Genomic DNA, 24,776 nt, shown 5'->3' with positions numbered 1-24,776 from the left:
CACCCGCCGTTGTTGAGATTGCTATCGATGATTACGACCGTACTGCTCAATATAATTTCCACTCAATGAAACATAGATGCAACAAAAATGTTTTTCAAGTGTTAATTATGGTTTGAATATTGTCCACCCCACTGCTAGATTTAGTTAATATTGAACAAAAAGGCCATTTTTACGCCATCTCGTTCATAATTTCGAACAGGCCAAGGGGAAAACAATGGGCAATATATTTAACAGACCAGTCATCGGCGTGGTGATGTGTCGCCACAGGATAAAGCAGCATCCCACGCAGACCTTGCAAGAAAAGTACCTGAATGCGGTATTGGCCGCCGGCGGTCTGCCGATCGCCCTGCCGCACGCGCTGGCGGAGCCGGAGATTCTGGCGGACCTGCTGCCGCGCCTCGACGGCATTATGCTGCCGGGCAGCCCCAGCAATGTGCAACCGCACCTTTATGGTGAAAACGGCGATGAGCCTGATGCCGACCCCGGACGTGACGCCTTGAGCCTGGCGTTGATTCGTCTGGCGCTCGACAGGCGCATTCCCCTTTTCGCCATCTGCCGCGGCATGCAGGAAATGGTGGTGGCCACCGGCGGCACGCTGCATCGCCGGCTGTATGAGCTGCCGGAACTGCAGGAACACCGCGAAGACCACGACCTGCCGCTGGAGCAACAGTACGCCCCCGCCCATGAAGTCATCGTGCGCGAAGGCGGGATGCTGTCGCAGCTGATCCCGGACTGTAACCGCTTCTGGGTCAACTCGCTGCACGGCCAGGGTGCCAAAACCCTCGGCCCCAGCGTGCGTATCGAAGCGCACGCCGCCGACGGGTTGGTCGAGGCGATCAGCATCCGCGACCAGCCGTTCGCGCTGGGGGTGCAGTGGCATCCGGAGTGGAACAGCGACGAATACGCGCTGTCGCGCCTGCTGTTTGCCGGTTTTATCAACGCCTGCCGGGAGTATCACAAGGAACCACGCCCATGAGCGAAATCAGTCTGGCGCCGGGAAAACGGCTGTCGCAAATCCGTCAGCAGCTCGGCCTGTCGCAGCGCCGCGTAGCGGAACTGTCCGGACTGACGCACAGCGCGATCAGCACCATCGAACAGGACAAGGTCAGCCCGGCCATCAGCACGCTGCAGAAGCTGCTGACGGTATACGGCCTGTCGCTGTCGGCATTTTTTGCCGAACCGGAAAAGCCGGCTGAACCGCAGATTGTGATCGAACAGGAAAACCTGATTGAAATCGGCAGCCAGGGCGTCTCGATGAAACTGATCCATAACGGCGACCCCAACCGCACGCTGGCGATGATGATAGAAACCTACGAGCCGGGCACCACCACCGGCGAACGCATTAAACACCAGGGGGAAGAGATCGGCACACTGTTGGAAGGCGACGTGGTGCTGCAGGTCAACGGCCAGAACTACTACCTGACCGCCGGCCAAAGCTACGCCATCAACACCGGCATTCCCCACAGTTTCAGCAACACCTCGACGCGCATTTGCCGCATCGTCAGCGCGCATACGCCGACGACATTCTGATTAACGGAGCAAGGTATGGATTTCCACCACTTGCAGTACTGGCAACAACGGGCGCAGGCCCTGACTATTGAGAACCGACTGTTTATTAATGGCCGCTATCAGCCGGCCGCTGAGGGAGGCACCTTTGCGGTGGAAGATCCTGCCGGGCAGCGTGAGCTGACGCAGGTGGCCCGCGCCGGCGACGCCGATATCGAGCTGGCGGTCAGCGCCGCGCGCGCCGCCTTTGAGCGTGGCGACTGGTCGCGCGCCGCCCCGTCCCGGCGCAAAGCCGTGCTGCTGGCGCTGGCGGAGCAGATAGAGCTGCATGCGGAAACGCTGGCGCTGCTGGAGACGCTGGACACCGGCAAACCCATTCGCCACAGCCTGCGGGATGATATTCCGGGCGCCGCCCGCTGCCTGCGCTGGTACGCCGAAGCCATTGATAAGGTATACGGCGAGATCGCCCCAACGGGCGCCGATGCCCTGGCGCTGATCGAGCGTGAGCCGGTCGGCGTCGTCGGCGCCATCACGCCGTGGAACTTCCCGTTGCTGCTGGCCTGCTGGAAGCTCGGCCCGGCGCTGGCAACGGGCAACAGCGTAGTGCTGAAGCCGTCGGAAAAATCGCCGCTGAGCGCGATTTACCTCGGCCGGCTGGCGCAGCAGGCCGGGCTGCCGGACGGCGTACTCAATATCGTCAGCGGCTTCGGCCATGACGCCGGCAAGGCGCTGGCGCTGCATCACGATGTGGATGCCCTGACCTTTACCGGCTCGACGCTGGTGGCCAAACAGCTGATGGTGTACGCCGGCGAATCCAATATGAAGCGTGTCTGGCTGGAAGCCGGCGGCAAAAGTGCCAATATCATTTTCGCCGACTGCCCGGATATTGATAAAGCGGCGCAAGCCGCCGCGGCCGGCATTTTCTACAACCAGGGGCAGGTCTGCATCGCCGGCACGCGCCTGCTGGTGGAAGAGAGCATCCAGCAGACCTTCCTGCAGGCGCTGCGCAAACACGCCGCCGCCTTTGCGCCCGGTAACCCGCTGGATCCCGACACGCAGATGGGCACGCTGATTGACCGCGGGCACAGCGCTAAGGTTGTCGGCTTTATCGACAACGGGCTTGAACAGGGGGCAACGCTGTTTCTTGACGGGCGCGGCAACGGCCCGCACGACGCCTACCTTGGCCCGACCGTGCTGACCCAGGTGGATAACGCCATGCAGGTGGCGCGTGAGGAGATCTTCGGCCCGGTGCTGGCCGTCACCCCGTTCAACGGCGAGCAGCAGGCCGTCGCGCTGGCCAACGACAGCGATTACGGCCTCGGTGCCGCGCTGTGGACCCGCGACCTGTCGCGCGCGCACCGCCTGGCGCGTCAGTTGCGCGCCGGCTCGGTGTTTATCAACAACTACAACGACGGCGATATGACGGTGCCCTTCGGCGGCTATAAGCAGAGCGGCAACGGCCGCGACAAATCGCTCCACGCGCTGGATAAATTTACCGAACTGAAAACCACCTGGATTTCGCTGGAATAAGGATTAACACGATGACTGAACATGTAAAAAGCTACTATGCGGCCAGCGCCAACCCGCACCAGCCCTATCCGCAACTGAATGAGTCCATCGAGTGCGACGTCTGTATCGTCGGCGGCGGCTATACCGGCCTTTCTTCGGCGCTGTTTCTGGTGGAGGCCGGCTATGACGTGGTAGTGCTGGAATCCGCGCGTATCGGCTTCGGCGCCAGCGGCCGCAACGGCGGCCAGCTGGTCAACTCTTACAGCCGCGATATCGACGTGATTGAACAGCGCTACGGCACCGACAGCGCCCGCCTGCTCGGCAGCATGATGTTTGAAGGGGCGGAGATTATCCGCAGCCGCATCAAACGCTATGCCATCGAGTGCGATTACCGTCCCGGCGGCATTTTCGCCGCGCTGAACAATAAGCAGTATCACACGCTGATCGAACAGAAAGGCCACTGGGAGCGCTACGGCAATAGCCAGCTGGAGCTGCTGGATGCCGACCGCATCCGCCAGGAGGTGGCCAGCGATCGTTACGTCGGCGCCCTGCTCGACCACAGCGGCGGGCATATCCACCCGCTGAACCTGGCGCTCGGCGAAGCGGAAGCCATCCGCCTGCAGGGCGGACGGATCTTTGAACAGTCGGCGGTCACCCATATTCGCCACGGCGACCCGGCGCGGGTCAGCACCGCCCACGGCCAGGTCAGCGCCCGCTATGTGATCGTCGCCGGCAACGCCTACCTCGGCGACAAACTGGAGCCGCGGCTGGCCAAACGCAGCATGCCCTGCGGCACTCAGGTGGTCGCCACCGAACCGCTGGCGCCGGAGGTGGCCCAGTCGCTGATCCCGCGCAATTACTGCGTGGAGGACTGTAACTACCTGCTGGATTATTACCGCATCACCGCCGACCACCGGCTGCTGTACGGCGGCGGCGTGGTCTACGGCGCACGCGATCCGGATGATATCGACAACCTGATCCGCCCCAAACTGCTGAAAACCTTCCCGCAGCTGAAAGGGGTACGCATCGACTACCGCTGGACCGGCAACTTCCTGCTAACGCTGTCGCGTATGCCGCAGTTCGGCCGTCTGGAGAATAACGTCTATTACATGCAGGGCTACAGCGGCCACGGCGTGACCTGCACCCATCTGGCGGGCAAGCTGATCGCAGAGCTGCTGCGCGGCGATGCGGAACGTTTCGACGCCTTTGCCAAGCTGCCGCATCTGCCGTTTTTCGGCGGCCGCAACCTACAGATCCCGTTTACCGCTATCGGCGCGGCCTATTACACGCTGCGCGATCGGATCGGCGTTTAACAAAAACAGGCCCGGCAAGCCGGGCCATGATAACCAATCAGACGATTTTCGGCTGGCCGTCGGAGGCGGTCGCCCCGCCGTCAACCGGGATGTTGGCGCCGTTGATAAAGCTGGCATCCTCGCTGGCGAGAAACGCCATCACCGCCGCCACTTCTTCCGGCTCCGCCGCGCGTCCCAGCGCGATACGCTCATTAAACTTATCGCGGATCGCCTGCGGCCAGCCGTTGGTCATATTGGTTTTCACCAGGCTCGGGCACACGGCATTCACCCGCACGCCGTCGCCGCCGTGGTCCAGCGCCATGGCGCGCGTCAGGTTGACCACCGCCCCCTTCGCCGCGCAGTAGTAAGCCGCGCCCCAGTCGCCGCCCAGGCCGGAGACCGACGCGGTATTGACGATGCAGCCTTTGCTTTTCAGCAGATAAGGCAGCGCGAATTTGGAGCAGAACACCACGCCGTCGATATCCACCCCGGCGATGCGCCGCCAGTCGGCGACGCTGGTCTCCAGCACGCTGCCGGCAACATGCACCCCGGCGTTATTCAACAGCACATCGATATGGCCGAAGCGCGCGGCGATCTCATTCATCATGGTTTCTACCGCGTCGGCGTCGGAGACATCAATATGCACCGCGTGAGCCTTGCCGGCCGGCAGCGAGGCCGCCACCGCATCCACCGCCTCCTTGGCCCAGTCCGCCAACACCACCGTTGCGCCTTCCGCAGCAAAACGGCGCGCCGCCGCTTCCCCCATGCCGTTTCCCGCCCCGGTAATGATCACTACTTTGTCATCAAAACGCATAGAACCTCCTCCGTGTGAATTAATTTGTATTAATCATAAAAATTAATAATCAATCACAGGGTAATTCCGTGCATCGTCCTCAGGAAAGACAAAATGTGCGCTTTTATAACCAAAAAGAGGTAATCGTGATTTTCTATGATCTCGATAAACAAAAGGGCTTATTTGGTCACGGCCTGTCGGCAAGCGGTTATTATCCCAAGGGGAAATTAAAAGCCGGCATGTAGTTACCTGGCGGGAATAAATGGCATCACCGCCGGCGTATGCTGCCCGCGGCGGTGATGGTAATCAGTCCTCGATGGGGATAACCAATACGTCGATCTGCAGGTTGTTGATCGCCTGACGCGTGGCGGAAAATAAACGGCTCCAGAGATCGTGATGATGGCCGAAAATAATCAGGTCAAATCCCTTCTCCTGCGCCGCGTTGTTTAATTCCTCGCTTAATTCACCGCGGCCAATCACCACCTCCGTAATAGGATGCGGCGACTGGTTTTTGAACGACGCCAGGATGCTCGCCGCCCGTTCGGAGAATTTTTGATCGGTGTAGTTATAAGCGCCAATCCCCAGCTCGGCGTAATAACCGGTGTGGTGGATATCGATATAGATCAGAGAGAGTTTGGCCTGTAGCGTGCTGGCCAACTCGGCGCCCTTTTTCAGCAACTGCGCCGCGTTTTCTCCCAGGTCCGTTGCTACCACAATATGTTGATATGCCATGATTGTCTGCCCTCCGCATTGCCCTGACAAACCGCAGCGGCCCTCCAGCCCCAGTGTTTCAGCATGCCATGCCGATAGCTTAAGTGTAGGCTAGCCCTGACCGGCATTCCTGTTTATCGCACGCCCGGCACACGGGTAATATCGGCAAAAAACCATCGCTGATTTTATAACAATTTAGCTATTAACACCGATAGTTATAATCACCAGGTGAATTATATAACTTATTTTCTCACGTTAAATTAGCCATTGTGTCTTTGCTCCCGATCAAGAAACAGCAAAAAGAAATCCAATAAGATTATTCCTATCATAATTCCAATAAGTTTTCAGGGAGAACCCATGAGATGAGTCGAGTGATTTATCGCATTGAAGAGATCGTTATCTTTAGTCCTGAAGATACGGGACTTTACCACCCTAATCAGACGGATAACGTCGTCGCCATTTCCAGCGCTGCCACCAGGCTGTTTACCCTGTTGATCAAAAACAGAGGGAATATCGTTGAACGGGATATCATTCTGGAAAAGGTCTGGGATGAATACGGGCTGCAGGCCAGTAATAATAATCTCAATCAATGCCTAAGTACATTGCGTCGTATTATCAAAAAAATGGGCATTGATAAAAATATTATTGAAACTATTCCCAAAGTTGGGCTGAGGATCTCCCATACCATTCAGATAGAAGAGATTAATCTACAGCCGCCCACGCTGCCGGCGCCGGACAACGTGCCGGCCGTCAGCGAACGCGCCAGGAAAAAAATCAAAAAGAAGCTCTTTTACTCCGCGCTATTGGTTGGCCTGCTGCTGATGCTATCCCTCTTTTTTAACGTTTTTCATCTCTATAACAACCGCCAGGACACGCAAACGTCACTGTCACACATTCATTCCCCTCTGTGCGCCACGCCGCCGGCGGAGATGCCGCTGCTGTCGACACTCTCTTTTCACTAGTTTCGCCGGCCCGGTATCTGCCGGGCCGTCTGCGGACAGCTCCCCCTTCTCCTGTCTGATTTCATTCTCTGGCTAACCAATATAGATTCATTATCATGAAGCATTTATGCATCGTTAAGATGAATTTATGCATCAATTAAATTATTGAAACTCATGTCTCAAAAGACCTATAATTTTTGAAGGTAATCTAATTACCTTTTCCCTGGTGTTGTTGTATTTTTGCCCTTCATGTGAAGGGCTTTTTTCTTTTCCGCTGCCGGTCCCTCCCTCCTGCGCCACGACGCCACGCCCGTTTACGCCGCTCTCCGATATCACGCATCATCCTGCCGTCATTCGCCGGCGAGCAATCTTTACACGCTCTGCTATTCTCAGTGTTGGGCCTACAATCACAAGGAGCGAAATATGTTTGGTAAAGCTGAAGATAAAGCAAAAGAAGTTGCCGGTGCTGCGCAAGAAGCGTTTGGTGAAGCCACGGGTTCACCGGAGCATGAGATAAAAGGTGCGGCCCGTAAATATGCCTCACAGGCCAGTTACGCGGTCCGCGATGGCGCTGAGGTTGTCAAACACCGGGTGGAATCAAATCCGCTGGCCGGCGTGGCGGTTGCCGCTGCCGTCGGCATCGTCTTTGGTTACCTGCTTGGGCGCAAGTAACGGCGATTACGCCTGATTAACAAGGCCTGCGGGCCTTTTTTTCTCGGAGATAAGCAATGGAATCACTGGACTATCTGACATATTTACCGGTCGCCATCGTGCTTAACCTGGTGGCGATTGTCGCCGTCGCCGGCATTTCTCTGTGGAAAATCTGGCGCAGAAAACTCCGCGCCTGACCACGCCTGCATCGCTGCCGTTCCCCCCACTATTGCCTCATAACGCCACCGCTGCTGCGACCTTCAACGTCTCTGCGGCTGGCGTTTAACGCCGTGCCATATCTGCCTCGTCCATCCTCGTTTACAGTTTCTACGCCCTTCGCTGCACGGCACCGCTCCGTCGCGTCGGCACAAAATTGATCTGCCAGAATGGTCGTCTACAATTTAAACGGAATACCTCCCTACAACGTCAGTATTACTTCACATCTGAGGTGATTATGTTACCTGGACACGAGAATGTAGTAAGTATGACTACTCTTAGCCATCAAGCTACGCAGCAATTAATGCCGTCGTTTTCCGCTTTACCCCATACCCAGCATGCGGATGGCAAATACCGCCTGCGTCGCTATTCCGTCGTGGCCTTCCGTAATAACCAGATCGAAGATATCGGGCAGCATGATTTCGTACAGTCGGATGAGTTCAACCACTTTCAGGGCAACGTGATGCGCCACTTCGAGCCGATTGACAGCGCCGTATTGCAAAGCGACGGCATGGCTGAGCTGTGCGCCCTGTTCGCCGAAGCCAACGCCCTGCCCGACGGCGCGAAGATAGAGATCCACCAGATGCGCGTGGTAGCAATTTACGATGAGACCCAGGTGGCGCCGGAAGGTATCCATCAGGATGGCTTCGACCATATCGCCATGACCTCCATCAGCCGGCACAATATTGTCGGCGGTGAAATCATGCTGTATGACGACAATCACAGCATGCCGTTCTTCAGGCGTATACTGGCCGATGGCGAAACCGTATTGCTGGCAGACAATAGGCTGTGGCATAACGCCACGCCGATCACCGCCGTGGCGCCGGGAGAAGAAGGACACCTGGATCTGTTTGTCCTGACCGCACGGAGAGAACAGGCATGACGTTTACCCCCGAGCGCGCCCGCGCGCAATTCGGCGCGCTGGTGCAGCACTATCAGGATAAGCCGGTGATATTTTTCGACGGCCCCGGCGGTTCCCAGGTTTCCCGCGGCGTGCTGGAAAAAATGACCGGCTATCTCGGCCGCTATAACGCCAACCTGGGTGGGCACTACTTTTCCAGCAAGGTAACGGAACAGGTGATGCATAACGCGCGCGAATCGGTACGCGCGCTGTTAAACGCCCCTGCACCCGATAATATCGTCTTCGGCATGAACATGACGTCGCTGACCTTCCACCTGAGCCGCATCATCAGCCGGGACTGGCAGCCCGGCGATGAGATGATCGTCACCGCGCTGGACCACTACGCCAATGTCTCCAGCTGGCAGCAGGCGGCGGAGGATAAGCAGGCCATCGTGCACCATATTCCGCTGCGCCCGGAGGACTGCTCGCTGGACACCGAACGGCTGTGCGCGCAGATTACCGACAAAACCCGGCTGGTGGCGGTGACGCACGCCTCCAACGTGACCGGCAGCGTAGTGGATATCCGAGCCATTACCGCCGCCGCGCGGCGGGTCGGCGCGCAGGTCTACGTCGACGCCGTGCACTATGCGCCGCATAACCTGATCGACGTCCAGACGCTGGGCTGCGACTTTCTGGTCTGCTCCGCCTATAAGTTTTTCGGCCCGCATATCGGCATGGCCTATATCGCCCCGCAGTGGTTACAGCGTCTGCGTCCGTATAAGGTAGAGCCGGCGACCGATAGCGGCCCGGGGCGCTTTGAAACCGGCACGCAAAGCTTTGAGGGACTGGCCGGCGTCACTGCCGCCATTGACTATCTGGCGCAGTGGGGCACGCCGGACGCGCCGCTCAGGCAGCGTTTGGAGGAGAGTTTCGCCGCCTACCGCCGACATGAAGAAGATCTGTGCCGCTATTTTCTGCAGCGTCTGCGGCAGCTGGACGGCGTCCGGCTTTACGGCCATCCCGACGCGGACAGCACGCGCCGCACGCCGACCTTTGCCTTAACCTTTACCGACTTCTCGCCGGAGCAGATTGCCATGCTGTTAGGTCAGCGCAATATCTGCGCCGGCAGCGGGCATTTTTACGCGCAGGGTCTGATACGGCAGCTCAACCTGCAGGAGCACGGCGGCGTGCTGCGCATCGGCATGATGCACTACAACACCCGCCAGGAGATCGACCGCCTGTTTGAAGTATTGGAGGATGTGCTGGCCGCGGCGGGCAGCCCGGCCGTCGTGGGCGGGCGCTGACGCTTCTGCAGCAACGATGGCTCATCGGCAACGGGAACCTTGAGGTTCCCGTTGTTTATGCGGCTTGCCGGAATGGTCAAAGGCGCGCTTTATTTAATCTGACCGTTTATCGTTTTCGTTAAACCAAACGATACACCACCCCATCAGCCGAAATAAATTAAGAAAGCCCAGCAGAACAATCCCCGACAGGAAAACATCCATCAGTGAGTTGTTTGCTCCCATAATCTTCAGTGATGAGAACGACACACACAGTAGGGTTAACGGTAAACTTAGAATAGCGGATAGTCTATTTAACATTTCCACTCCCTATGCAATTCTTCATATCAATGATTTTTTTACAGGCCCCATAGGACACGAAACCTCTGTTAGTTTGTCTGCTTCAAACTTAAAGCCCGCCTTCTCGCCCAATCGAGTTGTGATATAGTATTCACCACCAATTCTTGCCACAATAGATAATTTCACGATATCGATTCGAATGGTTTGATACACCATATCCTGCGGTATGTCATACCTCGTCAGATCTTTGGCATAAAAACACTCATTTAAATTACCGAACCCTATGACTGAGGACACTCTCGGCGCAATAAAATCTGACAGCAAAAAAGGGCTAGCAAATATACCTTCTGCTACGATAAGAACAATAGCCATACTTCTAACAGCATGTCTATTCTTTTTCATGATGTTTTTTGTTTTAACAGTACCCTTCCCTTTGAATGGCCCAGAAGGCATAGATAACGTGATAAAAACCGCCATCACTATAAATGCTTTCAATACATTATTAATGCTTTTTATTTCTGCAGGAAAAAGAAGGTAAATAGTAATTAGAATAGAAAAACATATCAGAGTATCTATCGTATAATAGAACAAAAATGAAACAACAGACCTGGTCCTCTCCTCTTTAAAATCTTTAAATGTAATAATGGCCGCAACTACGCTTAAGACAAAGACAATCGAAGAATAAAAATAAACTGGCAAAGAGTCAAAGTACAAACATAATCCGAATGATGAGAACTGAAATATTTTAATAAAGAAATAGACCAGCAATTCTTTATCTCGGAAAATACACTGTGTCAAACCACTGACCAAACGATCATGTTCTTTCTCCGCAAGAAACTCCCCACTGAAAGTCAATATGATAGGTAAAACTAAAACGGACATGATAATTACAAGGGACAATATACCAAAAACCAGCATATAATTTGCAGTGTAGACATTTATGAACGGAACGCTGTAATCCACACAATAATTAAACAACAATAAAGAGCCGTACAATGTAGAAAATACCACCAATACAGGGAAATATTTTTTTACCATATCAACCATAAAGTCCAAACTTTCACGTATACTCGTAGTCCTTTTTTTCCTATACTTCATACCTATGATCCATCGCACATTAACCAAAAATTCAAAGTGTAGCACTTCGTAATGGATCGGCTAGTTAATTTTAAAGCTAAAAAACCAGCCAGTGATAGATAAAAATACCGATTATTCATCGAGAGTAGCACATTTATCTCTTCGCATTTATCAGTTAATTCACACCTACTGTACTGTGCAAAATTATCAGGTCTTATATCAATGGCATGTACGGCAGTGAACGCCCAGCCTTTTTTTATCGACTCCCAAACATTTTTCTAAGCTGCCTGTACGGCAGTGAACCTTTTCCCCGGGGTGATTGGCGTCATCCAGCAATTTCTAAGCTGCCTGTACGGCAGTGAACGTACGCCTGCGCCAGTAGCGGGTATGTCGCCGTTTCTAAGCTGCCTGTACGGCAGTGAACGCTACCGAGCGCCGCGAACTGGATATCGACGATTTCTAAGCTGCCTGTACGGCAGTGAACTAACCATCGCGAAGCATGGCTGGTGGGTTTTCTTTCTAAGCTGCCTGTACGGCAGTGAACCGCGCCTGGGCAATATCATTAAGCGGATACTGCTTTCTAAGCTGCCTGTACGGCAGTGAACCTGTTAGAGTTTAAGGCCAGCGGCTTAATAATTAAAGCTTTTTCCCCTTTTCAGCCGCTGACACCCTTTTTTTACGCCCGCTCAGACGCCCATTAAATATCAATAGGTTACGCATAGTGCTAAAAAAAGGGTTATTGGCGCAGCCCTACATTGCCGCGCTCTGGCGCGGAGCCCTCCTCGCTTAGCACACTATTTATTGTTACCTCCACTTGTAAATTTCTGTAAGCGTGTCATTATCCGCACTCTTTACATTGATTAATTAAAAGGGAATTGAAAATAATGAAAAAATTACTCGCCACCGTAGTGCTTGCCATGACGGTTACCGGCTGTGCGCAGCAGACGTTCACCATGAAAAACCAAACGGTTGCCGCACCTAAGCAGACCACCACGCATCACTTCTTTGTCGCCGGTATTGGCCAAAAGAAAACCATTGATGCCGCAGCGGTCTGCGGTGGCGCAGATAAAGTGGTACGCACCGAAGTGCAGCAAACCTTCCCGAATATCCTGCTGGGCGTAGTGACCTTCGGCATCTACACCCCGCGCGAAGCCCGTATTTATTGCGCCCAATAAATCACTGCGGCACATAAACCAACGGCCCGCTTATCGCGGGCTGTTTCTCATCTAAACGTTATCCGCTGCCGACGACTGCCTCAAACCGCGAAGCGGCGTAGGAGCATCAAAGAATAAACGCCTCTTGCGTCAGCTCCTGTGTCACACCGGCTAACTGGATAATCACCGGATCGTAGAAAGAGGTGCCTGGAATAACCTCAACGTTAGTCCCCTCTTCGGTATGAACCAACCGTACTTCTGAACCATGACGGCTAAATTCGTTATAGCCAATAAACGTCAGATTTGAGAACTTGCCGTCATAGTCATAGGCGCAGAGATCGTCCATCTTTGATAAATCTATTTTGTCCTGTTCCTGGTCATTGAAGGTGAAATCGGTAATCACATCGGGGTCGTCAGCTGAGCTTACCCGCTCCCATTCATAAAAGAAGGTGTCGTTACCTGCACCGCCGGTCAGCGTATCACCGCCCATTGACGAGGAAATAATCATGTCGTTCCCGGCGCCGCCGTCAATCTCAAAATGCGTTCCTTCCTGACCAACCACCTGATACGCGTCATTATTGGCAATAAAGATAAAATCGTCACCGTCGCCGCCGTCAATTTTGCCGTTATCACTCGGCGCCAACAGCATCAGGCGAACCATAATATCATCGTTGCCGGCGTCCCCCTTCACCCGGAAGTTCTGCCCCATGACATCGATGCGATCGTCGCCATCACCGCCATAAATAACATCGTTGACCGGCACGACGCTGACGCCATCCGGCGGATTGTTGAGGTCAACCGGATGGAGCGTGCTGATGGTGTCATTACCATCACCGCCCAGAATAATATTATGGCCATCGGTAAAACGTTCACTTTGCAGAACGTCGTCACCGGCCCCCAGATCGACAAAACTGTTGTTGGTAATATAAGCCGCATCGTTATCATTACCGGCAAAAATCACCGCGCCGCTGCCGGTGTAAATCGTATCCTCACCGCTGCCGGCAAACACAATGTCGGCATTATTGCCCTCGGTATTCAGCTTGATGGTATCATTACCCGTATAGCCAAAGACCAGATCCTTGCCGATAGTGCCATTCAACAAATCGTCCCCTGCCGTGCCGGTGATAATGTTCGGCACCAAAGGTAACAACACATCCCAATCCTCCTGCACGGCCGCCTTTTCGGGCAGATATGCGGCGGTCAGCCTGTTGTTATTCATAACCCTATCCTCTTGATATTTATCATCCGGCGGCATCGTTCATCGCCGGTTTATCCTGCACCATCTTCTGTCACAACATCGTTTATGGTATGCAGGCCCATAGCCATCTCGATGGACCGTGATAAATAGGGTATAGCCAAAGGTGGCGAATAAATAAACGACGGAAGGATTTATCTGGCTGTGGAGCGCTGCCGTGGCAGGGAATCGTGTGGTTGGTATTTAATTTAACCTCCCCCTGAAATCAGAGGAGGTTTTCTACCTGTTTACCGCTTGGCAAACTCCGCCTTGGCTTTGGCCAACGCATCGTTAAAGCCTTGATTGCCGTGCAGCGCGGCTACCACCGCAGCCCCCATCAAACGCCCGTTATCCACATCGCTTTGCCAGTGGGCGCCGCACACCACGCGGCTCTGACCAAAGTCATAACCCCGTTTCAGGATCTCGGTTTCACGCGCCGGGTTAATCTCCGTCAGCACCAGCGCCGTCGCCCAGCCAAACGAGGCGTGTCCGGAAGGATAGGAGCCCGTTTTTGCCATAGACTTATCCTTTTCCGGCGTACAGGTGCTGTCCTTGTACACCACAAAAGGCCGCATGCGCATATAGTGATCTTTGGCCGCCCTCATCGCATAGTCGTGGCTGTCCTGCAGTACGCCCTGCAGCAGCGCATAGAGGGCCGGGGTTTTTTCTGGCGAAATCTCTTCGCCAAAGGCGGCGGAAAACGCGGCGGAGATATTTTTATAGTCCGCATCGCTGGCCGCCAGCGCCTGACGCTGCGCATCTTTTAACGTTTTGCCCGTCTCATAAGCGGCCTTATCGTTTAAAAACGCCGTGGTGTTTTCCGCCGGCGGCGGCGGTAAGATCTGCAGGCTGTCGGGCGCGGTTTCCGGCGTCAGAAATCCTGGCGTCTGCGCAGCGAATGCGCCGGAGGCGGAGAACAACAGAGCGGCAACTGAACATACGGCAACGCGTTTCTTAAAATGTAATCGCATACTTTTTTATCCCTTGTTAACAAGTCCCGCAGCAAACGGTAGAGGCCCCCCGGCGCATGCGCTTAACAAAATATGCTATCAACGCCCACAGTAAAATATTGTTACCTAACAGGTAAATATTGAGATAACGCTTTACCGCGTGACGGCGGATAGTATGAAAAATCCTAGAGCCAGACGAGCAAAAACCTTCCTATTTTCCAGCAAGTAAAAAGAAGTGAGTTTAACAAGATTCGTTATGGCATTTATGTACTTATTAATATATAAAAGGGACGTCCCCGACAAAGGGTCTTTAATAAATGACGACCGATCGCATGATGAAAATCTATCCAAAGTAACAACACCACAGACTGCGATTTTAATTCATTAAAAATAGCAAAAGTAAAAAACCCACCAAATAGTGGGTTTACTCACTGTATGAATACTCATTAGGCATACTTTTTCTCGAAATGACTATTTACTTCATCAAAAGCAAGATCAGGGTGTTCTCGAGATGTACCTAATAAAATAATATCACGAGACGCTATCCCTACAGGGTCGATACGATATACAGTAACATCCGCTGTCAACTCGCTGTAGTTGTCATATACCTCATATTTTACACGCGAAGGTTTTTCTCCAGTAAAAACATAAGTATCCAGAAGTTCATTCGTAGTAATTTTTTTCATTTTCATTCTCTCCTTTGTATGTCGAACACTATTCTTAGCGTTTCACAGCAACGTCCACAACTATCTTATGTTGTTAGTTTCCTCACACATCATTTACAAAAATGACAATAAATATTCAACCACATCTATCATAGAGAGGCGCCTACAACACTATGACAACGCAAAGGTGATGTTTTTTTGTACATTTAGTGAAAGGTGTGACGGCAAGAGAATTAATACGCCAAACAGATTAAACATACTTAATTATTTTAGCGCAAAATATTAATATTTAAGCATATTGGCGTCTTCCATAAAGCTTTTCAAGTCATAGATCACGCACTTGACGGTGCTGTTATAGCCCTATTTTTAACGTTTTGGTCAATCAATGATTGATAATAAGACAACCGCTAAAATCAAATGGTAATTTAAATTCACTTATGAATAATTACTAATGCTTGCCATAACCCTGACAAATGTTAATATCCCACACCAAAAATATGGTTACCTTTTATGAACTACACACCACTGGAAGCCAGTCTGGAACAAAAATATCCCGCTGAGGGAAACATGGATATTAAAAATGAAGAAAAATATTTTTTTTGGAATCACAGGACTTAGGGCCATTGCTGCCTCTCTTGTTTTGATTGTTCATTCATCAGCAATGTTATCTTTTGGCCACAGCATCAGCCCGCTAGTTATTCTAACAAACTCTGGGGTGGATATATTCTTTATAATAAGTGGTTTTATAATAACATACGCACACTGGAATGATTTCGGTGGGGGAATGGCAAATATTCGCAAGTTCTTTAAAAAAAGAACCATCAGAATATATCCCATGTATGTTATTTTTACATTAATAACAACCGGTATCCTTATTGCAATACCATCGTTATTCTTTAGCTTAAAATATAGCAATAGCCTGCTGCTTTCATCGTTATTTTTCATCCCCTCACAAATGGATAATGGAGATGTCACGCTTATTCTTGCGGTTGCATGGACGTTATCATATGAAGTTGTTTTCTACCTCATATTTGCAATAGCGATGATCTTCCCAAGAAGATATGGCTTAGCATTGATATGTGTCTCTCTAGCACTATGGTCTATATCTCACACAGTATACCAAGGGGAATATATATCAGAATATTTTTTATCAACACTTCCTCTTGAGTTTTTATTTGGGGTATTGCTGTGCTCAGTATTTATGCACAGTGAAAATGGTTTGAGAGTAAATAAACCACTGTCTTACTTTTTAGTTTTGTTATCCATAACGTCCATTCTGACGATACCATTCCATTTTCCTTATGATATAAGTGAGTTGCGCGGAAATGGTCGTTTCATTTATTTTGGAATTCCATCTCTGATTCTCTTCCTTGCCCTATTCAATACAGGGAGGCCTAAGACCCCCATTGTTAGCACATCAATTGAGTTAATTGGAAATGCATCATACGTAACATATCTTTCGCACTTCCTTACTATCGGTGTGATAAAATTCATAATGAAGCGGATTGAAATAATTCAATCAATACCTTTTTCTATTATCGTTATTTTTTCCTGCATCACGTGTACCACTGTGGGAATTTTAGTTCATATTTTTGTCGAGAGAAAAGTTCTAGGATTTCTAAACTCTAGAGCTTAACATTGCAAACAGCGTACGTTAGTGGCGGGATCCCGCCACTAACTCTCACAACACTAACACTCCACCAGAGCATGTCACCGAGACGTAAGCAAGCCATTTCCGGGTTGCCATCTTCTCCAACGAAGACTAAAAACCAATAATAGTTTGACTTAAATTATATTTTTTTCTCTTTCCACCCAGCCAGCCAACCCACATTCCGCCCATTTTTAACCCACCGAGTTTTAAACATCTTCAGAGATTTTGATAACCAATATTCACTCGCTCTAGCACACTCTTGCCCGTGGCAAATCGCTCACGCGCGTCGTGTACGCCGGCGACAGCATTTCGCGCTTCATCGACCACGCTTGTTGCGTGCCCTGACCGGCGAACCATAACGTGGCTCTTCCGGAATTATTGATCCGGTCCAGAACGCTCATCAGTTGCTCACTGTTATGCCTCGGCTGGTACTCATCGAACAATCCGAGCTGTGCAACGCCGTGGCTGAAGAAGTCCTGCAACATAACGCCCGCTTTTTGATAGCGATGCCCGGGCTGCCAAATAGCGTCAAAGCAGCGCACGGCCGCTGCGATAATGTCGCGGCTATCTTGCGTTGGCGTGCTCAGTTTTATACTTGCCGAATTACCGTAGTATTGCTCATTGATAGCGAACGGGCTGGTTTTGAGCCAGGCGCTGATGTGCATGCAGTACTGATGCTCCTTACGGAGTTTTTCTGCCGCCCGCGTCGCGTACATGCAGATAGCCTGGCGCATATCGTCATATTCGGTGATGCGCTCGCCAAACGAACGCGAGCAGAGGATCTGCTGCTTCGTTGGCGCAAATTCTTCAAGTTCCAGGCACGGTTCACCGCGCAGCTCACGCACCGTTTTTTCTATCACCACGCTAAAATGCTTTCGTATCATTGCCGTGCTGGTATCGGCTAACTGCAGCGCCGTGTCGATCCCCATGATCTGCAGCTTTTTCGCTAGCCGCCGGCCGATGCCCCACACCTCTGCGACAGGCACCAGCCCCATCAGTTTGCGTTGGCGTCCGGCACTGGACAGATCCACCACGCCCCCGGTCCCCGGCCACTTTTTCGCCGCATGGTTGGCCAGTTTTGCCAGCGTCTTGGTTGGGGCAATGCCGATACCCACCGTCAGGCCGGTATCGCGCAGCACTCTCGCCCTCACCTGGCGGCCGAAGTTTTCCAGTTCAACGCAGCAACGCACGCCGGTCAGATCTATAAAGCTCTCATCAATTGAGTAAATCTCAACGCGCGGCGCCATCTCTTCCAGTACAGACATCACGCGCATCGACATATCAGCGTACAGCTCATAATTGCTGCTGAAGGCGATGCCGCCAGCACGCTCAAAAGGGTGCTTAACCTTGAAGTAAGGCACTCCCATTTTAATGCCGAGAGCCTTTGCCTCTTCGTTTCTGGCCACCACGCAGCCGTCATTATTTGAGAGCACGACGACCGGACGGCCGCGCAGGTCCGGGCGCCACAGCGTTTCGCAGCTCGCGTAAAAGCTGTTCACATCCGCAAGCGCGTACATTATTTGAGCCTCGTAATCGAAGACACGACAACCCCCACCACCTCCAGGCTATCCCCGTCATCCTGTAGAACGATCGGCTCATACTTTGCATTCATCGGCTCCAACTGGGCGCGCGGATGCAAACAAAGACGCTTTACCGTGAACTCCCCGGCAATACTCGCGATAACGATATCGCCATGTGCCGGAGCAATGCTGCGATCGACAACCAGCATCGAGCCTTCGGTGATCCCCGCCTCAAGCATCGAGTCGCCGGTCGCATAGAGAAAATATGTCGCATTAGGATGGCTGATACAGTATTCGTTCAGATCGATGCGCGAGCTAACGTAATCCGCGGCGGGGCTGGGAAAACCAGCGGGCACTTTGTCAGAGAACAGCGGTAGTTCAAGTTTTACCGGGTTTGGCGTTGGAGAAAAGAGAGTCATAATGTTGCCTTGATACTGTGTTTTTATACAGTATAAGCGCAAAATTTTAACGGCGGGAAGTTCGGATATTACTTAGAAATGTAGGGTATTGATCGGTAAAGAAAGATAGATTTTATGGATGAATATGAGGTTCTATCGCTATCTCGGACTGACCCCATAACGTTGCAATGGGCATAAAAAACGGGAGCACTCAGGCTCCCGCTTTCAATCAACCGCTCAACACATTACATGTGTTCGACGATAGCGTCGCCAAACTCTGAACATTTCAGCAGCTTAGCGCCTTCCATCAGGCGTTCGAAGTCATAGGTCACGGTCTTGGCGGCGATGGCGCCTTCCATGCCTTTAACGATCAGGTCGGCCGCTTCGAACCAACCCAGGTGACGCAGCAGTAGTTTGATACTACACTATTAATACATTGATTAATATAGAAAATAAAACAAAAAACATGTCATTGCCGGCTGTCTTACCATTTTCATAACATTCTGAATTGAAAAGCTTAATGTTAGGTTTTGATAACTTGTTTTTCCGGAACTCCAGCGTACATTCCCCTCTTCTAACCTATAATTAGCCAAGGTAGCTAAACATGTGTAGTCGCTTTGCTCAGATACAGATTTGAACCGATTACCTTATAGAACTACCTTTTTAGTAATGCTAATCCACTGGTTTTAATTCAACAATAAACTCAGCGAATTCGTTATAGTACTCAAAATAGTTGTTTAATTGTTCTTGCGTAACTTTTCTTACGGTTTTTCTTGGTCCGTTAACCAATGGTATTATTGTTGTTAAAAGGTACTGTCTATTATAAGACTCATTTTCACACTCTTCATTTGAAATCTCGCACTCACTTATTATTTCACCACTTGCATAATTAGACTCAATGTCATAACTCAACTCTTCAAGCAAAATCATTCCTGAGCTAATAACTCGCTCTTGGTCCTCTTCATCTATGTCAGCACCATGGATTGCTCTATTTGATATTGAGATAACATCGAGTAATGGCTTCCCCAAGTTCTCGGCTATAACACCTTTTTCAATCAAAGACATGATTGATTGTTTTAGTGGCGGTATTTTAATACCATCAGATTCACCCAAGAATTTCATATACATATGAATTCTTTTTTCAATCTCAATTCTAAGCTTCGCGAAAGCTAACGTTGGATCACGCCCCTTCAACTCATTTATTATCTCAATGTCTTTTTCTAGCTTATATATTCTTTCGTTTGGATTCCTTTCTTGAGGCAACGACTCCTCCACTTGAAATACCAACTCATCAATTTCTTGACTGTCTATTTTTTCAACTTCAAAATCACCATATTTTATTCTTTTTATTTCTTTCACATATGGAGATGACAGAATCACAAGCAATAAGAATACTGATATGACATCGACTTTTAAAAATGACAAATTCAAAGTATTAATGATTAGCAACATAGCTGAAAAAATGACAACTAGTTGCCATATCCTTAAATCCCGAATTTTCACCAAACCTCTTGAGGTTAAACCTTTTAAATGCGATTTAATATTGTTCATTATATCAATAAAATTCATCACCGATGTCCATTTTGAAATCCTATAAAATCAATGATTATGATACAGTTATAAATTATTTTCTCAATATACTTTAGCCATAGGGAGATCAGTTATGCGAGTTGTATAAACTGGTGATAGTAGCTCACGCTTCATTGACCACACCTGTTGCGCACCTTGTCTGGACTGCTGCCACTAGATTGTCTATGAGGCATGGGTCAAAACCCATGCCCAATCAGACCTGCAGAGAATGCGATAGAAAGGCTTCACGCGGCATTTCACAAAATCAATAATGTCTGCCTCCTTCATCGCTGAGGCCTTAGAGGGATATCCAGGCCCCCAATCATCATAGAGATCATCGTATATGCGGTAAAACTGCCAGCAGATGTTGCTGAGGATACGAGAACCCGGAGATGAGTGAAATGCAGGGATTTGATGCAGCCGTAACTCTAATTCTTTGGAAGTCTCGGCATGCATAAGATACCAGGCTTTGATCCTTAGCCACGTCATTGCACTAGCGTTGATGCTGGGCATAATGATGTTTTGTTCAAGCATATATGCATAAAGGTAGCGCTCAATTTCATCTGGATCAGGACGTTTATCTAAATTGAGGGAGGCTAAAATTAGCAATGATTCAGAATTATTGCCCGATAGTAGCTTTCTTTCTGCCCACTCAAGGACCATCTTGTCATAATCATCGACGCGATAAGCCTCGAAAGATTCACCAATCGTTTTCAAACAAAGAATTTCGTGAAGGTCATGTTTGTATTTATTTTCCATAACGTCATTCAATCCATGTCGTTAAGAGGGGTCAAGTGGATGGCTTGGTTGTGACGACCCGGTGCAAATTGAGCGTACCCCATTACCATCTTAATGTCAGCGTTATCATCCCTACAAAACTACCGATCCACTATCATAGAATCTCCAGCACTCCAACGTCCGCTTCTAGCACAGAGCTGCCTGTCGGATTGGGTTTGACTCTGTGCCGTGTCGGGTCTGAACTAATAAACTGAGGGTCCCCCTCAAGCTTTTACTCTTTCTCAAACCCAAACGTCACACGGTGCCGTTTTAAGTATTTTTTATTCTCACCAAACAGCCCATCAATTTTTGAGTCCAAGGGAATTTTTAAATCACGAAGCAGACTTGCAAATTCTTTCTTGTGCAATAAGTGCCCATTATCATCAAAACTGATCATACCCCGATCAAACAATCTGTCCAGGTTAGGAATGAGGGGGAATCCGTTGTAAGGGTCAACTTTCTCTTTGTCATTTGAGATAGACCACGAAACAATATGGGACGCGGTTAGCATTGACTCAAGCGCAATGCCTGTTACCGCGCATTTTCCGCCCCACTTCTTAAATAATTTATCTCGGTAGGGACCGTGACCAACGCGAGCCTGAATGACTGTTGATTTAGTACTTCCTCTCGCCTCTTTCACCGTGGCAGTCTGCTTATTGAAGTCTATTGAAATATTGTCGTTAATAAAACTTGCTATCATTTTTGCTGCAGTTTCGGGTATTTCGCACATGTAGGTCTGCGTGCAAAACCCGTTCTCAGCAAAAACTGTTGGCCGACTTAACTCATTAAACGCAGCCATAAACGTATCTCTGAACTGCAAAATATCGATTGGATGCTCTAAAACGGTCAAATCTACATCTACCTTGGTTCCTTCACGCTCCCACTTATCAAAAGATCGATTAGGTGGCCGCGGTGCATCATCAGCATCGGCTGTAGCAGTCGCTACATAGACAATCTCTCGATCCTTATTACAAAAGATGACGTCACCTACTTTTACATCCTTCACTGTTTCCCAAGAGGCATTATTAAACTTTTTCCCATGCTTATTCATGCCATATTGCGGAGCCCAGAGGAAATTATGTTCTTTAACCTCATTAAAACTGCTACCAATATTCACCCAAAAAAAGCTCATTAACACTCCTTGTAGAATTTTATCTCATGCTAAAAAAATGCAGTTGCAGGTAGTTTATCGTCCATTTCATAGCAAAGTTTAGACGCAGCTCAACCTTTAGATCTATACGCTCAAAAGCGCCAAAATGGCCGAGTTTTGATAACTTATTTTGATAACGTTTTGATAACCGTTGCAATTTGAATAATAAAAAACGGGAACCATCAGGCTCCCGTTATCATTTAACGCTTAAACACCATTACATATGTTCGACGATAGCGTCGCCAAACTCTGAACATTTCAGCAGCTTAGCGCCTTCCATCAGGCGTTCGAAGTCATAGGTCACGGTCTTGGCGGCAATGGCGCCTTCCATGCCTTTAACGATCAGGTCGGCCGCTTCGAACCAGCCCAGGTGACGCAGCATCATTTCTGCAGACAGGATAACGGAACCTGGGTTCACTTTGTCCTGGCCGGCATATTTTGGTGCGGTGCCGTGGGTAGCTTCGAACAGCGCGCACTCGTCGCCGATGTTGGCGCCCGGCGCGATGCCGATGCCGCCAACCTGCGCAGCCAGTGCGTCAGAGATGTAGTCGCCGTTCAGGTTCATACAGGCGATCACGTCGTACTCCGCCGGACGCAGCAGGATCTGCTGCAGGAAGGCGTCGGCGATCACGTCTTTAACCACGATCTCTTTACCGGTGTTCGGGTTTTTGATTTTCAGCCACGGGCCGCCGTCAATCAGTTCGCCGCCGAACTCTTCGCGCGCCAGTTCGTAGCCCCAGTCCTTGAAGGCACCTTCGGTGAACTTCATGATGTTGCCTTTGTGAACCAGAGTCACAGAGTCACGGTCGTTGACGATCGCATATTCGATCGCCGCACGTACCAGACGCTTGGTGCCTTCTTCTGAACATGGCTTCACGCCGATGCCGCACTGCTCTGGGAAACGGATTTTCTGCACGCCCATCTCGTCGCGCAGGAATTTGATCACTTTATCCGCTTCGGCAGAGCCGGCTTTCCACTCGATACCGGCGTAGATGTCTTCGGCGTTTTCACGGAAGATCACCATATCGGTCAGTTCTGGGTGTTTAACCGGGCTAGGGGTGCCCTGATAGTAACGCACCGGGCGCAGGCAGACATACAGATCCAGCTGCTGACGCAGGGCAACGTTCAGAGAACGGATACCGCCGCCGACCGGGGTGGTCAGTGGGCCTTTGATGGCAACGCGGTAATCGCGGATCAGGTCCAGAGTTTCTTCCGGCAGCCACACGTCTTTCCCGTAAACGTGGGTAGATTTTTCGCCGGTGTAGATTTCCATCCAGGAGATTTTACGCTCGCCGTGGTAAGCCTTCTCAACTGCAGCATTAACCACATTAATCATGGCAGGGGTCACGTCAACGCCGATACCGTCGCCTTCGATGAACGGAATGATCGGGTTATGCGGAACAACCAGTTTACCCTGGGCATCGACCGTAATTTTTTTACCTTCTGCCGGAACAACTACTTTGCTTTCCATCAACCTCTCCTTCAAGCGCAATTTTTGTTAATGCTTTGTAAGATGCGTGTCAATACTACTCGAATATTCAATCCGCGCCAATCCGAAACGGATTCAGTTATAATGCGCCTATCATTCGCAAGTACAATAGATATGAATAAATTCCCTGTTAAAAAACACCAAGTTAAACGATTCAGCCGACCGAATAGCGCCAAACGCCCCGCGGCGTCGGGGCCGCGCCGGGTGGTGTTATTCAACAAGCCCTTCGATGTGCTGCCGCAGTTCACCGATGAAGCCGGCCGCGCCACGCTAAAGGAATTTATTCCCTTTAACGACGTCTACGCCGCCGGCCGCCTGGACCGCGACAGCGAAGGGCTGCTGGTGCTGACCAACGACGGCAAACTGCAGGCGGCGCTCACCCAGCCGGGCAAACGCACCGGCAAAGTCTATTACGTCCAGGTGGAAGGCGATCCGCAGGAGAGCGATCTGGCGCCGCTGCGCAGCGGCGTGACGCTGAAGGACGGCCCCACCCTGCCCGCCGGCGTCGAACGGGTGGCGGAACCCGCCTGGCTGTGGCCGCGTACGCCGCCGATCCGCGAGCGTAAAAGCATCCCCACCAGCTGGCTGAAAATCACGCTGCATGAAGGACGAAATCGTCAGGTGCGTCGCATGACGGCGCATATCGGGTTCCCTACCCTGCGCCTGATTCGCTACAGTATGGGTAATCTTTCATTGGGCGACTTGCAGCCCGGTGAATGGAAAACCACGGATTCACCGTAGCCAATCGGAGAGTTGCGCCATGAAAACGTTACCTACCCTGCTGTTAACCACGCTGCTGTGCGCCGCCGGCGCGCAGGCCGCCAGTTTCGACTGCCGCCAGGCGGTCGCCAAGGATGAACAGGCGATTTGCGCCAGCCGCTCGCTGAGCGATAAAGACGTTGAAATGGCCACCAAGTATCAGTTTCTGCGCGGCCTGTTCGCCATGGGCTTCCGCGGCGAAATGCAGGACCAGCAAAGCCGCTGGCTGGCAACGCGTAAACAGTGCGGCGGCGACGTCGCCTGCCTGAGCAACAGCTACCGCCAGCGCATCGGCGAGCTGGACGCGATTTACAACAAAATCGACCGGCCATTGTAAGGAGGC

Annotated in this window: 25 protein-coding genes, 2 pseudogenes and 1 CRISPR repeat array; of the genes and pseudogenes, 13 read left to right on the top strand and 14 right to left on the bottom strand. The window is 51.0% G+C overall.

Translation table 11 applies throughout. From position 1 onward, the window contains the following. Positions 1-214 precede the first annotated feature (214 nt). Genes puuD through D781_RS09065 form a run of 4 tightly spaced genes read left to right on the top strand, consistent with a single transcriptional unit; the run spans position 215 to position 4,328 of the window. Positions 215-976, top strand: a complete 762-nt coding sequence (gene puuD / locus D781_RS09080; protein ID WP_015672021.1) for a gamma-glutamyl-gamma-aminobutyrate hydrolase — start codon at positions 215-217, stop codon at positions 974-976. Beyond that, positions 973-1,530, top strand: a complete 558-nt coding sequence (gene puuR / locus D781_RS09075) for an HTH-type transcriptional regulator PuuR (protein WP_015672020.1) — start codon at positions 973-975, stop codon at positions 1,528-1,530. The genes puuD and puuR overlap by 4 nt, the downstream gene beginning before the upstream one ends. A gap of 15 nt (positions 1,531-1,545) precedes the next feature. After that, positions 1,546-3,036, top strand: a complete 1,491-nt coding sequence (gene puuC / locus D781_RS09070) for an aldehyde dehydrogenase PuuC (RefSeq protein WP_015672019.1) — start codon at positions 1,546-1,548, stop codon at positions 3,034-3,036. Positions 3,037-3,047: 11 nt separating this feature from the next. Then, positions 3,048-4,328 carry an FAD-binding oxidoreductase gene (locus tag D781_RS09065; protein WP_015672018.1) on the top strand — a complete coding sequence of 427 codons (1,281 nt, stop codon included), beginning with the start codon at positions 3,048-3,050 and terminating at the stop codon, positions 4,326-4,328. 37 nt (positions 4,329-4,365) lie between these two features. Here D781_RS09065 and D781_RS09060 read toward each other — a convergent pair whose 3' ends face one another. Continuing rightward, complete coding sequence (locus D781_RS09060) at positions 4,366-5,121, bottom strand: SDR family oxidoreductase (protein WP_015672017.1); 756 nt, start codon at positions 5,119-5,121, stop codon at positions 4,366-4,368. 68 nt (positions 5,122-5,189) lie between these two features. Between D781_RS09060 and D781_RS23845 the strand changes: the two genes are divergently transcribed. Beyond that, positions 5,190-5,345 carry a hypothetical protein gene (locus tag D781_RS23845; protein ID WP_158497479.1) on the top strand — a complete coding sequence of 52 codons (156 nt, stop codon included), beginning with the start codon at positions 5,190-5,192 and terminating at the stop codon, positions 5,343-5,345. 61 nt (positions 5,346-5,406) lie between these two features. On the opposite strand, the gene D781_RS09055 is transcribed toward D781_RS23845, so the two are convergent. Then, positions 5,407-5,832, bottom strand: coding sequence for a universal stress protein (locus D781_RS09055; protein WP_015672016.1), 426 nt, complete (start codon positions 5,830-5,832; stop codon positions 5,407-5,409). A gap of 341 nt (positions 5,833-6,173) precedes the next feature. On the opposite strand from D781_RS09055, the gene D781_RS22240 reads away from it, so the two are divergent. The 4 genes from D781_RS22240 (at position 6,174) to D781_RS09035 (ending at position 9,764) form a co-directional block, all read left to right on the top strand. Next, on the top strand, positions 6,174-6,773 hold the full coding sequence (locus D781_RS22240; protein WP_015672015.1) for a winged helix-turn-helix domain-containing protein: 600 nt from the start codon (positions 6,174-6,176) through the stop codon (positions 6,771-6,773). A 402-nt stretch (positions 6,774-7,175) separates the two neighbouring features. Then, the gene (locus tag D781_RS09045; protein WP_015672014.1) at positions 7,176-7,424 is read left to right on the top strand and encodes a CsbD family protein; all 249 of its coding nucleotides are present in this window, start codon (positions 7,176-7,178) and stop codon (positions 7,422-7,424) included. A 463-nt stretch (positions 7,425-7,887) separates the two neighbouring features. Continuing rightward, positions 7,888-8,502, top strand: coding sequence for a 2OG-Fe dioxygenase family protein (locus tag D781_RS09040; RefSeq protein ID WP_233494124.1), 615 nt, complete (start codon positions 7,888-7,890; stop codon positions 8,500-8,502). Continuing rightward, positions 8,499-9,764 (top strand): cysteine desulfurase-like protein, encoded by a 1,266-nt coding sequence (locus tag D781_RS09035; protein ID WP_015672011.1) that lies wholly within the window; start codon positions 8,499-8,501, stop codon positions 9,762-9,764. Before D781_RS09040 ends, D781_RS09035 begins: the two co-directional genes overlap by 4 nt. A 318-nt stretch (positions 9,765-10,082) precedes the next feature. Here D781_RS09035 and D781_RS09030 read toward each other — a convergent pair whose 3' ends face one another. Continuing rightward, positions 10,083-11,087, bottom strand: coding sequence for a hypothetical protein (locus D781_RS09030; protein WP_124014443.1), 1,005 nt, complete (start codon positions 11,085-11,087; stop codon positions 10,083-10,085). 245 nt (positions 11,088-11,332) lie between these two features. Then, positions 11,333-11,722: direct repeats of the CRISPR family, unit length 28 nt; unit sequence TTTCTAAGCTGCCTGTACGGCAGTGAAC. A gap of 279 nt (positions 11,723-12,001) precedes the next feature. On the opposite strand from D781_RS09030, the gene D781_RS09025 reads away from it, so the two are divergent. Then, positions 12,002-12,292 (top strand): Bor family protein, encoded by a 291-nt coding sequence (locus tag D781_RS09025; RefSeq protein WP_015672008.1) that lies wholly within the window; start codon positions 12,002-12,004, stop codon positions 12,290-12,292. Between the two features lie 106 nt (positions 12,293-12,398). On the opposite strand, the gene D781_RS09020 is transcribed toward D781_RS09025, so the two are convergent. The 3 genes from D781_RS09020 to D781_RS23615 form a co-directional block, all read right to left on the bottom strand. After that, on the bottom strand, positions 12,399-13,490 hold the full coding sequence (locus tag D781_RS09020) for a calcium-binding protein (RefSeq protein ID WP_015672007.1): 1,092 nt from the start codon (positions 13,488-13,490) through the stop codon (positions 12,399-12,401). 263 nt (positions 13,491-13,753) lie between these two features. After that, on the bottom strand, positions 13,754-14,476 hold the full coding sequence (locus D781_RS09015) for a phosphatase PAP2 family protein (RefSeq protein WP_015672006.1): 723 nt from the start codon (positions 14,474-14,476) through the stop codon (positions 13,754-13,756). Positions 14,477-14,901: 425 nt separating this feature from the next. Next, positions 14,902-15,141: a hypothetical protein gene (locus tag D781_RS23615; protein ID WP_015672005.1), complete on the bottom strand. Its 240-nt coding sequence runs from the start codon at positions 15,139-15,141 to the stop codon at positions 14,902-14,904. A 559-nt stretch (positions 15,142-15,700) separates the two neighbouring features. Between D781_RS23615 and D781_RS22655 the strand changes: the two genes are divergently transcribed. Next, the gene (locus tag D781_RS22655; RefSeq protein WP_015672004.1) at positions 15,701-16,756 is read left to right on the top strand and encodes an acyltransferase; all 1,056 of its coding nucleotides are present in this window, start codon (positions 15,701-15,703) and stop codon (positions 16,754-16,756) included. Between the two features lie 263 nt (positions 16,757-17,019). Here the strand turns inward: D781_RS22655 and umuC are convergent, their stop codons facing one another. From umuC to icd, 8 genes and pseudogenes are all read right to left on the bottom strand, one after another. Further along, on the bottom strand, positions 17,020-18,288 hold the full coding sequence (umuC, locus tag D781_RS09005; protein WP_015672003.1) for a translesion error-prone DNA polymerase V subunit UmuC: 1,269 nt from the start codon (positions 18,286-18,288) through the stop codon (positions 17,020-17,022). Further along, positions 18,288-18,710 (bottom strand): translesion error-prone DNA polymerase V autoproteolytic subunit, encoded by a 423-nt coding sequence (gene umuD / locus D781_RS09000; RefSeq protein ID WP_015672002.1) that lies wholly within the window; start codon positions 18,708-18,710, stop codon positions 18,288-18,290. The genes umuC and umuD overlap by 1 nt, the downstream gene beginning before the upstream one ends. Positions 18,711-18,934: 224 nt before the next feature. After that, positions 18,935-19,105, bottom strand: a pseudogene (locus D781_RS22650) (isocitrate/isopropylmalate family dehydrogenase); the annotation flags it as partial. Between the two features lie 256 nt (positions 19,106-19,361). Further along, positions 19,362-20,258 carry a hypothetical protein gene (locus D781_RS08995; protein ID WP_015672001.1) on the bottom strand — a complete coding sequence of 299 codons (897 nt, stop codon included), beginning with the start codon at positions 20,256-20,258 and terminating at the stop codon, positions 19,362-19,364. Positions 20,259-20,321: 63 nt separating this feature from the next. Next, positions 20,322-20,408 (bottom strand): annotated as a pseudogene (locus tag D781_RS22645) (DUF4113 domain-containing protein); the annotation flags it as partial. Positions 20,409-20,441: 33 nt separating this feature from the next. Further along, the gene (locus D781_RS08990) at positions 20,442-21,017 is read right to left on the bottom strand and encodes a hypothetical protein (protein ID WP_015672000.1); all 576 of its coding nucleotides are present in this window, start codon (positions 21,015-21,017) and stop codon (positions 20,442-20,444) included. 250 nt (positions 21,018-21,267) lie between these two features. Beyond that, positions 21,268-22,167 carry an HNH endonuclease signature motif containing protein gene (locus D781_RS08985; RefSeq protein WP_015671999.1) on the bottom strand — a complete coding sequence of 300 codons (900 nt, stop codon included), beginning with the start codon at positions 22,165-22,167 and terminating at the stop codon, positions 21,268-21,270. A gap of 235 nt (positions 22,168-22,402) precedes the next feature. Next, positions 22,403-23,656 carry an NADP-dependent isocitrate dehydrogenase gene (gene icd, locus D781_RS08980; RefSeq protein ID WP_015671998.1) on the bottom strand — a complete coding sequence of 418 codons (1,254 nt, stop codon included), beginning with the start codon at positions 23,654-23,656 and terminating at the stop codon, positions 22,403-22,405. A 132-nt stretch (positions 23,657-23,788) separates the two neighbouring features. Between icd and rluE the strand changes: the two genes are divergently transcribed. Beyond that, on the top strand, positions 23,789-24,415 hold the full coding sequence (rluE, locus tag D781_RS08975) for a 23S rRNA pseudouridine(2457) synthase RluE (RefSeq protein WP_041411775.1): 627 nt from the start codon (positions 23,789-23,791) through the stop codon (positions 24,413-24,415). 19 nt (positions 24,416-24,434) lie between these two features. Further along, on the top strand, positions 24,435-24,770 hold the full coding sequence (locus D781_RS08970; RefSeq protein ID WP_015671996.1) for a hypothetical protein: 336 nt from the start codon (positions 24,435-24,437) through the stop codon (positions 24,768-24,770). Positions 24,771-24,776: the final 6 nt, after the last annotated feature.

This window comes from Serratia sp. FGI94 (assembly GCF_000330865.1).
In the GTDB taxonomy this organism is placed as follows: Bacteria; Pseudomonadota; Gammaproteobacteria; order Enterobacterales; family Enterobacteriaceae; genus Serratia_B; species Serratia_B rubidaea.
This window is presented reverse-complemented; position numbering and strand designations above follow the sequence as displayed.

Excerpts from the sequence above, each read along its gene's own strand:
- puuD (WP_015672021.1), top strand. The coding sequence starts at position 215 with ATGGGCAATATATTTAACAGACCAGTCATCGGCGTGGTGATGTGTCGC.
- puuR (WP_015672020.1), top strand. The coding sequence starts at position 973 with ATGAGCGAAATCAGTCTGGCGCCGGGAAAACGGCTGTCGCAAATCCGT.
- puuC (WP_015672019.1), top strand. The coding sequence starts at position 1,546 with ATGGATTTCCACCACTTGCAGTACTGGCAACAACGGGCGCAGGCCCTG.
- D781_RS09065 (WP_015672018.1), top strand. The coding sequence starts at position 3,048 with ATGACTGAACATGTAAAAAGCTACTATGCGGCCAGCGCCAACCCGCAC.
- D781_RS09060 (WP_015672017.1), bottom strand. The coding sequence starts at position 5,121 with ATGCGTTTTGATGACAAAGTAGTGATCATTACCGGGGCGGGAAACGGC.
- D781_RS09055 (WP_015672016.1), bottom strand. The coding sequence starts at position 5,832 with ATGGCATATCAACATATTGTGGTAGCAACGGACCTGGGAGAAAACGCG.
- D781_RS22240 (WP_015672015.1), top strand. The coding sequence starts at position 6,174 with ATGAGTCGAGTGATTTATCGCATTGAAGAGATCGTTATCTTTAGTCCT.
- D781_RS09045 (WP_015672014.1), top strand. The coding sequence starts at position 7,176 with ATGTTTGGTAAAGCTGAAGATAAAGCAAAAGAAGTTGCCGGTGCTGCG.
- D781_RS09040 (WP_233494124.1), top strand. The coding sequence starts at position 7,888 with ATGACTACTCTTAGCCATCAAGCTACGCAGCAATTAATGCCGTCGTTT.
- D781_RS09035 (WP_015672011.1), top strand. The coding sequence starts at position 8,499 with ATGACGTTTACCCCCGAGCGCGCCCGCGCGCAATTCGGCGCGCTGGTG.
- D781_RS09030 (WP_124014443.1), bottom strand. The coding sequence starts at position 11,087 with ATGGTTGATATGGTAAAAAAATATTTCCCTGTATTGGTGGTATTTTCT.
- D781_RS09025 (WP_015672008.1), top strand. The coding sequence starts at position 12,002 with ATGAAAAAATTACTCGCCACCGTAGTGCTTGCCATGACGGTTACCGGC.
- D781_RS09020 (WP_015672007.1), bottom strand. The coding sequence starts at position 13,490 with ATGAATAACAACAGGCTGACCGCCGCATATCTGCCCGAAAAGGCGGCC.
- D781_RS09015 (WP_015672006.1), bottom strand. The coding sequence starts at position 14,476 with ATGCGATTACATTTTAAGAAACGCGTTGCCGTATGTTCAGTTGCCGCT.
- D781_RS23615 (WP_015672005.1), bottom strand. The coding sequence starts at position 15,141 with ATGAAAAAAATTACTACGAATGAACTTCTGGATACTTATGTTTTTACT.
- D781_RS22655 (WP_015672004.1), top strand. The coding sequence starts at position 15,701 with ATGAAGAAAAATATTTTTTTTGGAATCACAGGACTTAGGGCCATTGCT.
- umuC (WP_015672003.1), bottom strand. The coding sequence starts at position 18,288 with ATGTACGCGCTTGCGGATGTGAACAGCTTTTACGCGAGCTGCGAAACG.
- umuD (WP_015672002.1), bottom strand. The coding sequence starts at position 18,710 with ATGACTCTCTTTTCTCCAACGCCAAACCCGGTAAAACTTGAACTACCG.
- D781_RS08995 (WP_015672001.1), bottom strand. The coding sequence starts at position 20,258 with ATGAATTTTATTGATATAATGAACAATATTAAATCGCATTTAAAAGGT.
- D781_RS08990 (WP_015672000.1), bottom strand. The coding sequence starts at position 21,017 with ATGGAAAATAAATACAAACATGACCTTCACGAAATTCTTTGTTTGAAA.
- D781_RS08985 (WP_015671999.1), bottom strand. The coding sequence starts at position 22,167 with ATGAGCTTTTTTTGGGTGAATATTGGTAGCAGTTTTAATGAGGTTAAA.
- icd (WP_015671998.1), bottom strand. The coding sequence starts at position 23,656 with ATGGAAAGCAAAGTAGTTGTTCCGGCAGAAGGTAAAAAAATTACGGTC.
- rluE (WP_041411775.1), top strand. The coding sequence starts at position 23,789 with ATGAATAAATTCCCTGTTAAAAAACACCAAGTTAAACGATTCAGCCGA.
- D781_RS08970 (WP_015671996.1), top strand. The coding sequence starts at position 24,435 with ATGAAAACGTTACCTACCCTGCTGTTAACCACGCTGCTGTGCGCCGCC.